Below are 13629 nucleotides of genomic sequence, written 5' to 3'. Positions count from 1 at the left end.
GGCTCGCCAAGACTAACCAATCCGCACAACACACGGCGAACCGATATCGCCGTGGGCGGACCCGGCTGGACCATCTCACTAGCATCGGGCCATGACCACCGACACGGAGCAGGGCAGCGAAGGCGGGCCGCTGCGCAGGCTTCTGGACGGACGCTGGGCCGGGATCAGGGATCGGGCCCGTTCCCTCGAGCTGAAGCGGTTCGACCCGCCGTCGTACGACCTGAGCACCGAGCAGCACCGGGCCCGGATCCTGCACCGGCTGGAGGAGTTCGCCGCGTCCGGGCTGCCCCGGATCGGTTTCGAACCGGCCTACGGCGGCTCGAACGATGTCGGTGGCGGCATGGTGGCGATGGAGATGCTCGGCTTCCGGGATCTGTCGCTGATGGTCAAGGCGGGCGTCCAGTGGGGCCTGTTCGCCGGGGCGATCGCCGCGCTCGGCACCGAGCGGCACCACCGGGCCCACCTGGCCGACGCGATCGAGGGCCGGCTGCTCGGCTGCTTCGCGATGACGGAGTCCGGCCACGGCTCCGACGTGCAGTCGCTGGAGACCACCGCGACGTACGACCCGGCGACCGAGGAGTTCGTCATCGACTCGCCGACCCCGACCGCCCGGAAGGACTACATCGGCAATGCCGCCCGGGACGGCCGGCTGGCGGTCGTCTTCGCGCAGTTGATCACCGGCGGGACCGAGCACGGGGTGCATGCGCTGCTGGTGCCGATCCGTGACGAGACCGGCGGCCCGAGGCCCGGAGTGACGATCACGGACTGCGGCCGCAAGGCCGGGCTGAACGGGGTCGACAACGGCCGGATCGTGTTCGACCAGGTCCGGGTGCCACGGGACGCACTGCTGGACCGGTACGGCCAGGTCGCCGCCGACGGTACGTACACGAGCTCGATCGAGAGCGCCGGCCGCCGCTTCTTCACCATGATCGGCACCTTGGTCCGGGGCCGGATCAGCGTCGCCGGCTCGGCCCAGAACGCAGCCAAGCTGGCCCTGACCATCGCCTGCCGGCACGGCCTGGCCCGGCGCCAGTTCCCGCGGCCGGGAGGCTCCGACGAGGTGCTGCTGCTCGACTACCGGTCGCACCAGCGGCGACTGCTGCCTGCGCTGGCGAGGACGTACGCACTGTCGCTGGCCCAGAACGACCTGCTGGAACGGCTGCACGAACACCTCACCGAGCCGGCCGCCGACGACCAGGACCGGGAGCGGACCCAGCGCGAGATCGAGTCGCGCGCCGCCGGGCTGAAGGCGCTGTCGACCTGGCACGCGACCCGGACCATCCAGACCTGCCGGGAGGCCTGCGGGGGCGCCGGCTACCTGGCCGAGAACGTCCTGCCGCAGCTGCGCGCCGACACCGACGTGTTCACCACGTTCGAGGGCGACAACACGGTGCTGCTGCAGTTGGTCGGCAAGGGGCTGCTGACCGACTACTCGTCGCAGTTCGAGGACCTCGACGTGCTCGGCGTCGCCCGCGCGGTGGCGGACCAGTTCGTCGGCTTCGCGATCGAACGTACGGTCAACCGCGGCGTGCTGGAACGGCTCCGGCGGCGCCGCGGCGAGCAGCCCGAGATCCGGGACCGGGATTGGCAACTGGGGCTGCTGGAGGACCGGGAGAAGCACCTGGTCGAGACCCTGGCACTGCGGATGCGCGGCCGGCTGGCCCGGGACAAGGACCCGTTCGCCGCCTTCAACGCCGTCCAGCCGCACCTGCTCGCCGCCGCGAGCGCGCACGCCGAGCGGCAGGTCGCCGAGTCGTTCCTGGCCGCCACCGACAGCTGCCCGGAGCAGGCCGACCTGCTCGACCAGGTCTTCGACCTGCACCTGCTCTCCGCGATCGAGGCCGACCGGGCCTGGTATCTGGAGCACAACCGGATCAGCGACGCGCGGTCGAAGGAGATCATCGCCGCGGTCGACGACCTGTGCGAGCAGCTGCGGCCCCACGTCCCGGAGCTGATCGAGGCGTTCGGCATCCCGGAGGCCTGGATCGACGCCCCGATCGCCCGCCGGGCCGAGTCGGCAGACGAAGGAGTTGACCGGCTCCGGGTCGGCGCGGAACAGCCGTGACCGCTCCGTCGAGACCTCGGCTCTGACCCGACCCCCTGCTCAGCTGGACTGAAGGGTGTTCACCATGGACCAGACCTTGCAGATTCTGGACCGGGCCCGAGTTTGGGTGACCGAGGACCTGCGGGTCCGCGCCGCCCTGGTCCACGGCTCGGTGGTCCGGGGGACCGTCACGCCGCTGTCCGACCTCGATCTCATCGTCGTCGCCGAGCCCGGCGAGCGGGACGGGCTCTGGGCCGACAGGGAGGCCGTGTCCCGGCGGCTGCTCGGAGCCCCGGTCGCGGCCGCGGCCGCGCCGTACGACCTCCCCCATCGCTGGCAGGCGCGGACCGCCGACCTGGATCTGCTCGACCTCACGATCGACGAGGGAGCCGTCCACGTCTGGTACGGCTTCGAGGGGCCCGTCGAGTTCCTGGTCGACCGGGCGCAGGTGCGGGAGGAGTTCGACCTGGCCATGGCCGCCCAGGCCGGCCCGAGGCCTCCGTACGACGCGGCCGCTGCCTGCGATGCGACCTGGGCCGAGTTCGCCAAGCTGATCGCCCTGCTGCTGCACGACCGGAGGCTGACCGTACGGGTCGACCTGAACGCGTTGATCAAGTCCCGGCTACTCCCGCTGCTCGGCCGGCATCCGTACGCGATCGGCACGGTCCATGATCAACAGGACCACGAGTTGATCACCCGGCTGGACCGGATCTTCCCGATGAGCAGCACCGCCGCCGAATTGGGCCGGGCGCTCCGCGCCGCCGCCGAGTGCTACGCCGGGCTGCTCGCGGACTGGGCCGACCGGACCGGCCGGCCGCGCCCGGCGTCCGCCCTGGAGCCCGGCGTGTTCCGCGCCCTGGCGCTACTGCCTCCCGCTCAGTAGTCACGGACCGGCGGCGCTTCCAGAGCCTTCGCCAGGTGGTTCAGGTTGCCCAGGGCCAGGTGGGTGGCGACGCCGTCCTCATCGGTGAGCCACTGGATCTCACCCAGCTGGCCCATCCGGACCAGGGGCTGCAGCAGGGCCTCGTCCCGAGGATCGAGCGGCCCGCCGGCGTCGAGGTAGTCGCGCCAGACACGCCGCGGATCGACCCGGGCGTCCGTGTAGGCCTGGCCGGCGACCTCCCAGGCCAACGGCTCGACCCGCAGGTCGTCGGTGTCGATCAGGCCCACCAGCCGGTCGTCGCGATAGAGCTGGTTGCGCGGATTGAGATCGCCGTGGACGGGCGCGCGGACCTCCAACCGGCCGCTCCGTGACCAGGCGCCGAGCAGCCGGTCCTGATCCTCGATGACACGGTCGACGACCTCGATCGGCGCCAGCACGTCCGGGCCGCGCCCATACCGGTCCATGATCGCGATCCGTACCTGCTGCCACCCGAACCAGCGCGGATGATCATCGATCGAACGGAAGCCCGGTCGCTGACCGAGCCCGAGACCGAGTGAGGCGCGGTGCAGCGCCGCCAGCACCGGGGCGATCTCCCGGCTGCGCACCGGGCTCGGCACCGAGACACCCGAGACGCCTTGCACGAAAGGAAACACGGCCAGTGTGTGCCCGTCCACGACCGGGATGTCGGCACGCTCGGGGCCGACCAGGACCGGGGTGATCTTCGTCCAGGCCCGGGTCACCACGTATTCGTACTCGACCTGCTCGGCGGTCCGCTCCGCCCGGCCGACCCGCAGAACCCGATCATGATCATCGCAGTCCAGCTTCCAGGTCTGGTTGAGCATGCCCTCGGCCAACAGGCTCGCCCGCCGGACCGGCAGACCCCACTCCTCCCGGCAGAAGCCGATCAGCCGAGTCGGCGTCAGCCAGAGCCGCTGCCAGCCCCAGCCGGCACCGTCGTAGTAGTGGGTGCCGTCCGGCGACAGTGCCCCGCGCTCGGGTTCGGGATCACTCACGCAGCGAAGACTGCCAGCCGGATCGGCGTTCGGGCGAAGGAATTTTATGGTTAAGCAGGTCCTTGACTTTTCTCGCCGGCAGGGCAATAGTTAAGTACATGCCTAATCATTCCGGCGCGGATCGGCTGGGCCGCATCTTCCACGCGATCGCGGACCCGACCCGTCGCGCGATCGTCGAGCGGCTCATCCGCGGACCGGCGGCGGTCAAGGCGCTGGCCGAGCCGCTGGAGATGTCGCTGCCCGGCGTGATGCAGCACCTGCAGGTGCTGGAGGACGCGGGGGTGATCGTGACGGAGAAGGTCGGCCGGGTCCGCAGCTGCCGGATCGAGTCGGCCGCCCTTCGCGAGGCCGAGGCCTGGCTCGGCCGCCAGCGTACGGAACGAGAACGGCAGCTTGATCAACTCGACGACTACCTGAAGGAATCCTGATCATGGACGACGTCACCCATTCGACGTTCACCCTGGAACGCCGCTACGAGGCCCCGGTCGAACGCGTGTTCGCGGCCTTCGCGACGCCCGAAGCACGGAAGCGCTGGATGGCCCAGGGGGCCGAGCACTCCTTGGACTTCACGGTCGGAGGCCTCGAGATCACCAAGGGATTCGACGGCGAGGGGCATGCCCTGACCCACGAGGCCCGCTACCTCGAGATCGTTCCGGGCGAACGGATCCTCACGACGTCGACCCTGCGCGCCGATGATCAACTCTCGACCGCCTCGGTGACCAGCGTCGAGTTCCGGTCCGACGGGCCGGACACGCTGCTGGTACTGACCGAGCACGGCATGTACCTGCCCGGCCAGGAACGCCCCGAGTGGCGCGAGGCGGGCACCGCGCAGCAGCTCGACATCCTGGCCGCGGAGTTCACCCCGGCCACCGAGACGAAGGAGAACTGATCATGACTCAGGTCGATCATGTGCTCGCCGTACTCGCCGTGTCGGATCTCGACCGGGCCCGGGCGTGGTTCACCGGCCTGTTCGGCCGCGCGCCGGACAACAACCCGATGGAGAGCCTGATCGAGTGGCAGGTCAGGGACGGCGGCTGGGTCCAGATCACCGAGGACGCCGACCGCGCCGGCCACGGGCTGCTCAACCTGGCCGTCCCCGATCTCGACGAGGCCGTACGGGAGGTCCGGGACCGCGGCCTCGAACCCGGCGAGATCGTCGAGGCCAACAAGGGCGTACGCCTGTGCCCGGTCCCCGATCCCGACGGCAACGCGGTCCAGCTCGTCGGCGACTTCCGCGTCGTGTACTGATCCGGACGCTCGACCAATCCGAACCGTCCTCCGCGACGAACGGTGGTTACTCGGGACAACCACAACGGAGGGAAAACCTGTGTTCGGACGAAGGTTCACCGCAGAGCTGATCAATCGGAGCGCGGAGACGGAGGCGGACCGGCGCCGCTTCCTGCGCGGCGCCGGCATCGCCGGCCTCGGCGTGATCGGGGCCGGGGCGCTGGGCGCGCGACCGGCCGAGGCCGACACCGGCGGAGCCTCGCTGAGCGACGCCTCGGTGCTCAATTTCGCGCTCAACCTGGAGTATCTGGAGGCGCAGTTCTACCTGCACGCGGTGACCGGTCAAGGGCTGCCGAGCAAGCTCACCGGAGGCACGGGGAAGCAGGGGAAGGTCACCGGCGGCCACAAGGTCCGGTTCAAGAGCCGGAAGACCCGTGAGTACGCCGCCGAGATCGCCGCGGACGAGTTGGCCCATGTCAGCTTCCTGCGCGAAGCACTCGGCGGGGCCGCGGTCGCGCAGCCGGCGATCGACCTCAAGGCCAGCTTCACCGCGGCCGCCCAGGCCGCCGGCATCGTACGGAAGGGGCGCGAGTTCGACGCCTTCGCCTGTGAGGAGAACTTCCTGCTCGCCGCCTACCTGTTCGAGGACGTGGGCGTGACCGCGTACAAGGGTGCGGCACCGCTGATCCAGAACAAGACCTACCTGGAGGCCGCGGCCGGCATCCTCGCCGTCGAGGCCTACCACGCGGCCAACATCCGGACCGTGATCTACGAGGGCGATCAGGGACTGCTCGGCCTCGGCCTGCTCGGCGGCAGCGATCTGAAGGACGCCGCAGGCAAGCTCTCCGACGCGCGCGACGCGCTGAGCGGGTCGGTCGACAACGACCAGGGCATCCAGGACCGGGACGGCGACGCCAACATCGTGCCTGCCGACGAGAACGGCGTCGCGTACAGCCGCAGTGCCGCAGACGTTCTGAACATCGTCTACCTGACCCCGGCCAAGGCCGCCAAGGGCGGCTTCTATCCCGACGGGATGAACGGCGACATCGTCACCAGCAACGACAACACCTAGAACCCGGGAAGAGAACTCCATGCCCCGACTCGGCAGAGCGGTCGCCACCCGGACCCGGAGTGCGTACGTTGAACCTGCCGGAGCAGGCAACCGGGGCCGCCATGATCACGACAGCCATCGGTGGCGTACCACTGCACCCACGTCGCGCCGGCGTGGCCTGACCGACTGAAGGCGAACGATGATGTCTCGAGTCCCGACCCGCGGGCCCGGCTTCGTCGCCGCCAGGGTGATGGTCCGGACAGCGTTGATCGACAGCGGACCGGGACCGGGCCGATGAGCCGGGAACGAGAAGCCGATCATGGAGCGCCGAGGATCGCGCCTGCGCCGGATCCGCCGCAGGCCGAACAACTGGAACAGCTGATCGTGCGGGCGTCGCGCGGTCACGAGGGTGCGTTCGCCGAGCTGTACGACCGCACCGTCGCCCGGGTGTACGGCGTCGTGCTGCGGGTGCTGCGCTCCCCCGACCTGGCCGCCGAGGTGACCCAGGAGACCTACGTCGAGGTCTGGCGCAGTTCGGCGAGGTACCGGCCGGAGTCCGGCTCCGCGCTGAGCTGGATGCTGGCCATCGCGCACCACCGCGCCGTCGACCAGGTCCGGTCGGCGGTCCGGCGGGTGGACCGCGAGGATCGCTACGGGCGGCCGGACGAGCCGGCGGCCGACGACGTGGTGTGGGACGACATCTCCCGCCGGGTCGACACCGAACGGGTCCGGCGGGCGCTCCGGTCGCTGACCGAGGTCCAGCGCGAGGCGCTCACGCTGGCGTACTTCGGCGGCTACACGCACCGCCAGGTGGCGCGCATGCTGGACCTGCCGCTGGGGACGGCGAAGACCCGGATCCGGGACGGATTGATCGGACTGCGAGACGCGCTGGGGGTGGAAGCATGAACGACATCCACGGTTACGTCGGGGCGTACGTGACGCACGCGCTCGACGAGGAACTCCGGATCGTGTTCGCCGAGCACCTGGCGGACTGCGAATCGTGCAGCCGCGAGGTGCGAGAGTTCAACGAGACGCTGGGCCGGCTGAGCGACCTGGCCGCCGCCCCGCCGCCGGCCTCGTTGCGCGACGATGTTCTCGGCGCGATCCGCCGGGTCCGCATCGAACCGCCGGACGAGTCGGCCGCCGAACCTCTCGAACCGACCGACGCCCCTCCCCTGCCGACATCTGCCGAGGATCGGCAGCCTCCCCGGCGCCCCCGACCCTGGCTGTACCTCGCCGTCGCGGCGAGCCTGGTGCTCACCGTGATGTTCGGCGGCTGGGCGGTGGTCCAGCAGCGGCGGATCGACGAGATCGAACGAGCCCAGAGTTCGGCCCGGCCGGTCACCGAACTGCTCCAGGCCGCCGACCTGCGGACCTATCCGTTCGACTGGCCGGACGGCAGCAAGGGCGCCTATCTGGTGTCGCGGCAGCTGAACCGGGCCATGCTCACCGGAGCCGTACCGGCGGCCGAGCCCGGGCGGACCTACCAGCTGTGGTCCATGGGGCCTGGCGGCGTCGAGCCCGGCCCGACGTTCCGGTCCGGCGCGGCCGGTGTCTGGAATCTCGATCTCGCCGGCGTGACTGCGTTCGCGATCACGTCCGAGCCCGAAGGCGGCTCGAAGAAACCGAGCCTGCCCGGGATCGTTGCGACACCGATCTGATCGAGAAGATCGCCACCTGCCGCCCCGGTCGGCAGTCGCAGACGTCCCCCACGGCAGAGGTTCCCGCCCGACATCGGCGGCGACGGCCCACAGCGAGGGACATTCGCGACACGGCTCCCGTACCCACGCCGCTCACCGCCGGGCCCCACTGCACGACGCGCCGCCCCGCGCCCGATCCCCCTCGACCGGTCACTTCCGCAGCGACACGCCGACCGAACGCCTGCTTTGGTGACCGGTCGCGCTCCCACACAACCCGCCCCGCCCCCGGCTCCCCCATCGACCGGTCACTTCCGCAGCGACGCGCCGACCGAACGCCTGCCTTGGTGACCGGTCGGCGGATCGGGGTTGGGGTCAGGGGCGGAGCGGGGAGAGGGGGAGGTTGGTGATGGCTTTGGCGAGGGCCTCGACGGGGCCGCGGGCGGAGCGGGGATTGGCGACCAGGGCCATCTCGATGTCCGGCAGCGGGGGCAGGTCGAAGCGGCCGGACAGGTTGCGCAGGTCGGGCGGGACGCGGCTCTGGGCCAGGATCGAGATGCCGAGGCCGGCCCGGGTTGCGGCCAGGATGCCGTTGATCTCGCGGGTGTTGCAGGTGATCCGCCAGGTCCGGTGCGCGCCCTCCAGCGCCGACAGTGCGGCGTCGCGGCTCCAGCTCGGCGCCGGATAGGTCACCAGCGGTACGGGCAGCGCGGGCTCGATCTGGGTCCGGTCCAGGCCGACCCAGACCAGCCGGTCCCGCCGGACCAGCTGGCCGCGATGCGAGTCGGCCTCCTGGTTGATGAAGACCAGGTCGAGGTGGTTGGAGGCCAGCCGGCGCAGCAGGGTGCCGCTCTGCGTCACGGTCAGTTCCAGGTTGATCCGCGGATAGAGCTGGCGGAACTCGCGCAGGATGGTCGGCAGCTCGCTCACCGCCAGCTCGTCGGCGGCCCCGAACCGCAGCCGGCCGCTCATCGCCGAGCCGGTGAAGTACGACACCGCCTCGTCGATCGCGGCCAGGATGGTCCGGGCGAAACCGGCCATCGCCTCCCCGTTGTCGGTCAGCGCCACCGACCTGGTGTCCCGCTGGACCAGCTGCCGCCCGGCCGCGTCCTCGAGCCGGCGGACGTGCTGGGAGACGGTCGGCTGGCTCAGCCCGAGCTGCTCGGCGGCGCGGGTGAAGGAGAGCCCGTTGGCCACCGCGAGGAAGGTACGCAACAGCGTCGGATCGAACGTCTTGTCATCGGCCACGACAACCACCCTCCGCGGGCTTATAAGTCCAGCCAATACAATATATTGGCGTTATGGCTTTGCCGAATAGGAAGGCAGGCCTTTAGGGTTGGTGTCGGGCGACCTCAGCGTTGAGCCATCCGCTTGCCGGAAGATCCGGCGGTCCAGTCCAGCACAACCCATGAATCAGGTGAGTTCGCCTTGTCCACGGCGCCCGCCGAGCGGTCCCGCTCGGCCTCATACGCCCTCTCCTCCACCCTCGATCGACTGAGCCGGCCCATTCGCGGCCGCCAGTGGCCGCGCACGCTGGCCGCCCTCCAGGTCCGCAACTACCGACTCTTCCTGTCCTCCCAGGTGGTGGCCACGACCGGGTTGTGGATGCAGCGGATCGCCCAGGACTGGCTGGTGCTGGAGCTGACCGGGAGCGTCGCCGCGGTGGGCGTCGCGGTCGCGCTGCAGTTCACCCCGGTGCTGCTGTTCGGACTGTTCGGCGGGGTGATCGCGGACCGCTACTCGAAGCGGGCGATCCTGATCATCACCCAGTCGGTGGCGACGCTGATGGCGGTCACCCTCGGCGTGCTCGCGCTGACCGGGACGGTGGCGGTCTGGCACGTGTACCTGGTGGCCGCGGTCCTCGGCTTCGTCACCGTGGTGGACAATCCGACCCGCCAGGTGTTCGTCTCCGAGCTCGTCGGTGATCAACATCTGCGCAACGCGGTCAGCCTGAACTCCTCGGTCTTCCAGTTCGGCGCACTGCTCGGCCCGGCCCTGTCCGGCGTCCTGATCCACGCGGTCGGCCAGGGCTGGTCGTTCCTGATCAACGCGGCCTCCTGCCTGGTGGTCGTGGCGATGTTGATCATCATCCGGCCGGCGACCCGCGCGGGCTCGGTCGTACCCAAGGCGAAGGGCCAGCTGCGCGAGGGCCTGCGCTACATCCAGCACACCTCCGAGGTGGCCTGGACCATCGTGCTGGTCGCGACGATCGGCCTGTTCGGCCTCAACATGCCGGTGATCCTGGCGGCGTTCGCCGACCATGAGTTCGGCACCGGGGTCAGCGGCTACTCGCTGTTCAACTCGCTCAGCGCGATCGGTGCCCTGGTCGGCGCGCTGATCTCGGCCCGCCGCCGCGGCCAGGTCCGGCTCCGGGTGCTGGTCAGCCTGCTCACCCTGCTCGGTCTCACCATCGGCATCGCCGCGATCGCGCCGAGCGTCTGGACCTTCGGCATGGTGTTGATCTTGATCGGGCTGCTCACGCTGCAGTTCCTCACCGGCGCCAACTCGCTGGTCCAGCTGACCACGGCACCGGCGGTGCGCGGCCGGGTGATGAGCGTCTACCTGCTGGTACTGCTCGGCGGCCAGGCGATCGGCAGCCCGGTCGTGGGCTGGTTGATCGACCACTTCGGCGCCCGCCCGAGCATGCTGCTCTGTGGCGGCCTGGTCGCCTTCGTCTCGGTCCTGTCCGGGCTGGCCATGGCGCACCGGTCCAACCTCCGGCTCGGCATGGACCGGAGCACGTACCGGCGCTGGGTGCACATCCGCGCCCGCTGAGGCAACACCACACCTTCATCACCAAGATCACCGGTCGGCCCACGCCGACCGGTGATCTGCTTGTAACACCACGACCCTTGACGGCGGACCGGCCACCCGCCATGCTCCATCTATCTGGGAACTTTCCAGACGATTGAGCCCACGGGGAGGTGCGGAACAATGCGAATCGGCGGTCCCCGTGCCCTGCGTGCCATGAACGATCGCGCCGCCCTGCAGGCGCTGGTGCTGCACGGCCCACTGTCCCGTACGGAGCTCGAACACGAGATCGGGCTGTCCAAGCCGGCCGCCGCCGAACTGCTGCGTCGGCTCGAGGAAGTCGGGCTGGTCCGCCAGGACGGCCATCGGGCCAGCACCGGCCCCGGCCCGAATGCCCGGCTCTGGTCGATCAACGAACGGGCCGGGCACGCCGTCGGGATCGACGTCGTCTCGGCCAGCCTGGACCTCGGCGTCGTCGATCTGACCGGCACCCTGATCGCCGAGCGCAAGGTCAACCTCCGCGGCACCGGCCCGGACCCGGTGCCGACGCTGCGCCGGGTGGTCCAGGAGACGGTCCGCGGCCAGGACCTGGGCGACGAGCTGCCGCGCCGGGCCGTGGTCGGCATCTCCGGCTCGATCGACCCGATCACCGGCTTCCTCGGCTACGCACCCCACCTGCCCCGCTGGTACGGCTTCGACGTGCCCGGCCGGCTGACCGAGGCGCTGGGCATGCCGGTCACGGTGGAGAACGACGTCAACCTGGTCGCCACCGACGAGCACCGGCACGGTTGCGCCCGCGGGTACCGCGACGTGGTGCTGCTCTGGATGAGTCGCGGGGTCGCCGCCGCGGTGCTGGTGGACGGCCGGCTGCACCGCGGCTCGCACGGGGCGGCCGGCGAGGTCGACTTCGCGCCGGTGTCGCTGGACGGCCGGCGGATGTCGGAACTGATCGACGCGAGGGCGGTGCTCGCCCTCGCCGAGACGTACGGGCTCGGCGCCAGCCGCGCGGTCACGGCGGTCCGCCGGGCCGTCGCGGCCGTCAACGGCGGGAAGCCGTCGACCGGCGATCCGGACGGCTTCCTGTCCGAACTGGCCGGCCGGATCGCGCACGCCGCGGTGATCGCGGTGACCCTGATCGATCCACAACTGGTCGTCCTGGCCGGCGACATCGGCGTGGCCGGCGGCGACCGGCTGGCCGACCGGGTCGCCGACCGGCTGCACCGGCTGGTCGCGCACCGGCCCGAGGTCCGGCCGGGCACCGGCCGCGACCATGCCGTCCGGCACGGAGCCCTGGCGGCCGCCATTCAACAGGTCCGGGACGAGATGTTCGGCTGACCGGCTGTCCGGTCGCCGAGGGAGGAAATGATCATGAAGCGAAATCTGATCGTCGCGCTGATCGCGACGCTCGGCCTGCTGGCCGGCTGTGCCGGCGGGAGTCCCGGCGGTTCCGGTTCCGGCCCCGGGAAGTCCAACGCGGCGCTGACCATCGCCAACGTCGCCGGGACCACCTGGACCTGCGGGTTCAACCCGTTCAACCCGTCGGTCAACCAGCAGTCGATCGGCTTCGTGTACGAGACGCTGATGCACGTCAACCCGCTGCAGAACGCCAAGCAGACGCCCATGATCGCGGAGTCGGCGGAGTGGAGCGCGGACAAGAAGACGCTCACCTTCACCATCCGGGACGGCATCACCTGGAACGACGGCAAGCCACTGACCGCCGCCGACGTCGCGTACACCTTCAACCTGATGAAGACCAACAAGGGCTTGGATCTGAACGCGCTCTGGTCATCCGGATTGAAGTCGGTCAAGGCCGAGGACAAGACGGTGACGATGACGTTCGAGGCGGCCGCGGAGCCGTACTTCTACTACATCGCCGGCCAGACGCCGATCGTCCCGGAACACATCTGGAGCACCGGCGAGCCGGCCAAGGACCCGGTGCAGTTCGCCGACCCGAAGCCGGTCGGCAGCGGGCCGTACACGGTGGCCGACTGCAAGCCGCAGAACATCCGCTACGAGGCCAATCCGAGCTTCTGGCAGCAGGGCAAGCCGGCGGTCAAGACGGTCAACTACCCGGCCTACACCGACAACAGCCCGGCCAATCTTGATCTTGCCACCGGCAAGGCACAGTGGGGCGGGCAGTACATCCCGAGCATCGACCGCTACTACGTCGCCAAGGACAAGGAGAACCACAAGTACTGGTTCCCGCCGACCGCGAACGTGTCGATCTACTTCAACCTCAAGCACGAGGTGACCAAGGAGAAGGCGGTCCGCCAGGCCATCGCCTACGCGATCGACAAGGAGAAGGTGTCCAAGATCGGCGTCGGCGGCTACCTGCCGGCGTCCAACCAGGGCTCGATCGTGCTGCCCACGTTCCAGGACTGGTACAACCAGGAGGCGGCCGACAAGTACAACTACGCGCCGAACCCGGACAAGGTGAAGACGCTGTTGGCGCAGGCCGGCTACTCGACCGAGAAGCCGCTCAAGCTGAGCATCATCACGGTCAGCGGTTACACCGACTGGGAGGCCGAGCTGCAGGAGATCAAGAACCAACTGCAGCCGCTCGGCATCGAGCTGACCGTGCAGGCGATCGCCGGTCAGACCTACAACACCAAGCTCTACAAGGGTGATTTCGATCTTGCCTACGGCTCCCAGTCCGGCGGCCCGCTGCCGTACTACGAGCTGCGGCAGATGCTCTACAGCGGCAACACGGCACCGCTCGGCGAGAACGCGTCCAGCAACTACGGCCGGTTCTCCGATCCGAAGGTGGACGCCCTGCTGGGTGAGTACGCCGGTGCCGACGACGCCCGCAAGCACGAGATCGTCAATGCCCTGCAGGAGGTCATGCTGGAGGAGGTGCCGGTGGTCCCGGTGCTGGAGTCGGTGAGCTGGTTCCAGTACAACACCAAGGACTTCACCGGCTGGCCGACCGCCGACGACCCGTACGCCCTGCCGGCGCCGTACGCGGTGCCGGACAACGAGCAGGTGCTGCTCCATCTGCAGCCGAAATGATCATGACCGGAACC

General features: G+C 69.9%; 13 protein-coding genes. 11 read left to right on the top strand and 2 right to left on the bottom strand.

Translation table 11 applies throughout. The annotated features are described in order from the left end of the window. Positions 1-91 precede the first annotated feature (91 nt). Entirely contained in the window at positions 92-2065 is a 1974-nt protein-coding gene (locus AC6CCG_RS02850; protein WP_496652935.1) for an acyl-CoA dehydrogenase family protein, read from the top strand. 64 nt (positions 2066-2129) lie between these two features. Beyond that, on the top strand, positions 2130-2927 hold the full coding sequence (locus AC6CCG_RS02845; protein WP_496652934.1) for a nucleotidyltransferase domain-containing protein: 798 nt from the start codon (positions 2130-2132) through the stop codon (positions 2925-2927). Here the strand turns inward: AC6CCG_RS02845 and AC6CCG_RS02840 are convergent. After that, the gene (locus AC6CCG_RS02840; protein WP_496652933.1) at positions 2921-3940 is read right to left on the bottom strand and encodes a phosphotransferase enzyme family protein; all 1020 of its coding nucleotides are present in this window, start codon (positions 3938-3940) and stop codon (positions 2921-2923) included. The genes AC6CCG_RS02845 and AC6CCG_RS02840 overlap by 7 nt on opposite strands. 98 nt (positions 3941-4038) lie before the next feature. Here AC6CCG_RS02840 and AC6CCG_RS02835 point away from each other — a divergent pair, with 98 nt between their 5' ends. The 6 genes from AC6CCG_RS02835 (at position 4039) to AC6CCG_RS02810 (ending at position 7879) form a co-directional block, all read left to right on the top strand. Continuing rightward, on the top strand, positions 4039-4368 hold the full coding sequence (locus AC6CCG_RS02835) for an ArsR/SmtB family transcription factor (protein ID WP_496652932.1): 330 nt from the start codon (positions 4039-4041) through the stop codon (positions 4366-4368). A gap of 2 nt (positions 4369-4370) precedes the next feature. Beyond that, positions 4371-4829, top strand: coding sequence for an SRPBCC family protein (locus AC6CCG_RS02830; RefSeq protein WP_496652931.1), 459 nt, complete (start codon positions 4371-4373; stop codon positions 4827-4829). 2 nt (positions 4830-4831) lie between these two features. Next, positions 4832-5188, top strand: a complete 357-nt coding sequence (locus tag AC6CCG_RS02825; RefSeq protein ID WP_496652930.1) for a VOC family protein — start codon at positions 4832-4834, stop codon at positions 5186-5188. 79 nt (positions 5189-5267) lie between these two features. Further along, entirely contained in the window at positions 5268-6239 is a 972-nt protein-coding gene (locus tag AC6CCG_RS02820) for a ferritin-like domain-containing protein (protein ID WP_496652929.1), read from the top strand. A gap of 273 nt (positions 6240-6512) precedes the next feature. Then, a complete protein-coding gene (gene sigK, locus AC6CCG_RS02815) occupies positions 6513-7124 on the top strand; it encodes an ECF RNA polymerase sigma factor SigK (protein ID WP_496652928.1) in 612 nt (203 codons plus the stop codon). Continuing rightward, positions 7121-7879 (top strand): anti-sigma factor, encoded by a 759-nt coding sequence (locus AC6CCG_RS02810; RefSeq protein ID WP_496652927.1) that lies wholly within the window; start codon positions 7121-7123, stop codon positions 7877-7879. Before sigK ends, AC6CCG_RS02810 begins: the two co-directional genes overlap by 4 nt. 351 nt (positions 7880-8230) lie before the next feature. On the opposite strand, the gene AC6CCG_RS02805 is transcribed toward AC6CCG_RS02810, so the two are convergent. Then, complete coding sequence (locus AC6CCG_RS02805; protein ID WP_496652926.1) at positions 8231-9103, bottom strand: LysR substrate-binding domain-containing protein; 873 nt, start codon at positions 9101-9103, stop codon at positions 8231-8233. Between the two features lie 180 nt (positions 9104-9283). Between AC6CCG_RS02805 and AC6CCG_RS02800 the strand changes: the two genes are divergently transcribed. The 3 genes from AC6CCG_RS02800 to AC6CCG_RS02790 all read left to right on the top strand — a co-directional run bounded on the left by AC6CCG_RS02800 (position 9284) and on the right by AC6CCG_RS02790 (position 13615). After that, on the top strand, positions 9284-10630 hold the full coding sequence (locus AC6CCG_RS02800; protein ID WP_496652925.1) for an MFS transporter: 1347 nt from the start codon (positions 9284-9286) through the stop codon (positions 10628-10630). 192 nt (positions 10631-10822) lie between these two features. Then, positions 10823-11941 (top strand): ROK family transcriptional regulator, encoded by a 1119-nt coding sequence (locus AC6CCG_RS02795; protein ID WP_496652924.1) that lies wholly within the window; start codon positions 10823-10825, stop codon positions 11939-11941. Positions 11942-11968: 27 nt separating this feature from the next. After that, positions 11969-13615 (top strand): ABC transporter substrate-binding protein, encoded by a 1647-nt coding sequence (locus AC6CCG_RS02790; protein WP_496652923.1) that lies wholly within the window; start codon positions 11969-11971, stop codon positions 13613-13615. Positions 13616-13629 lie beyond the last annotated feature (14 nt).

Source organism: Microlunatus sp. YIM B11417, from assembly GCF_059617205.1.
The sequence above is the reverse complement of the archived record's forward strand: the minus strand, read 5'-3'. Positions and strand labels throughout refer to the sequence as shown.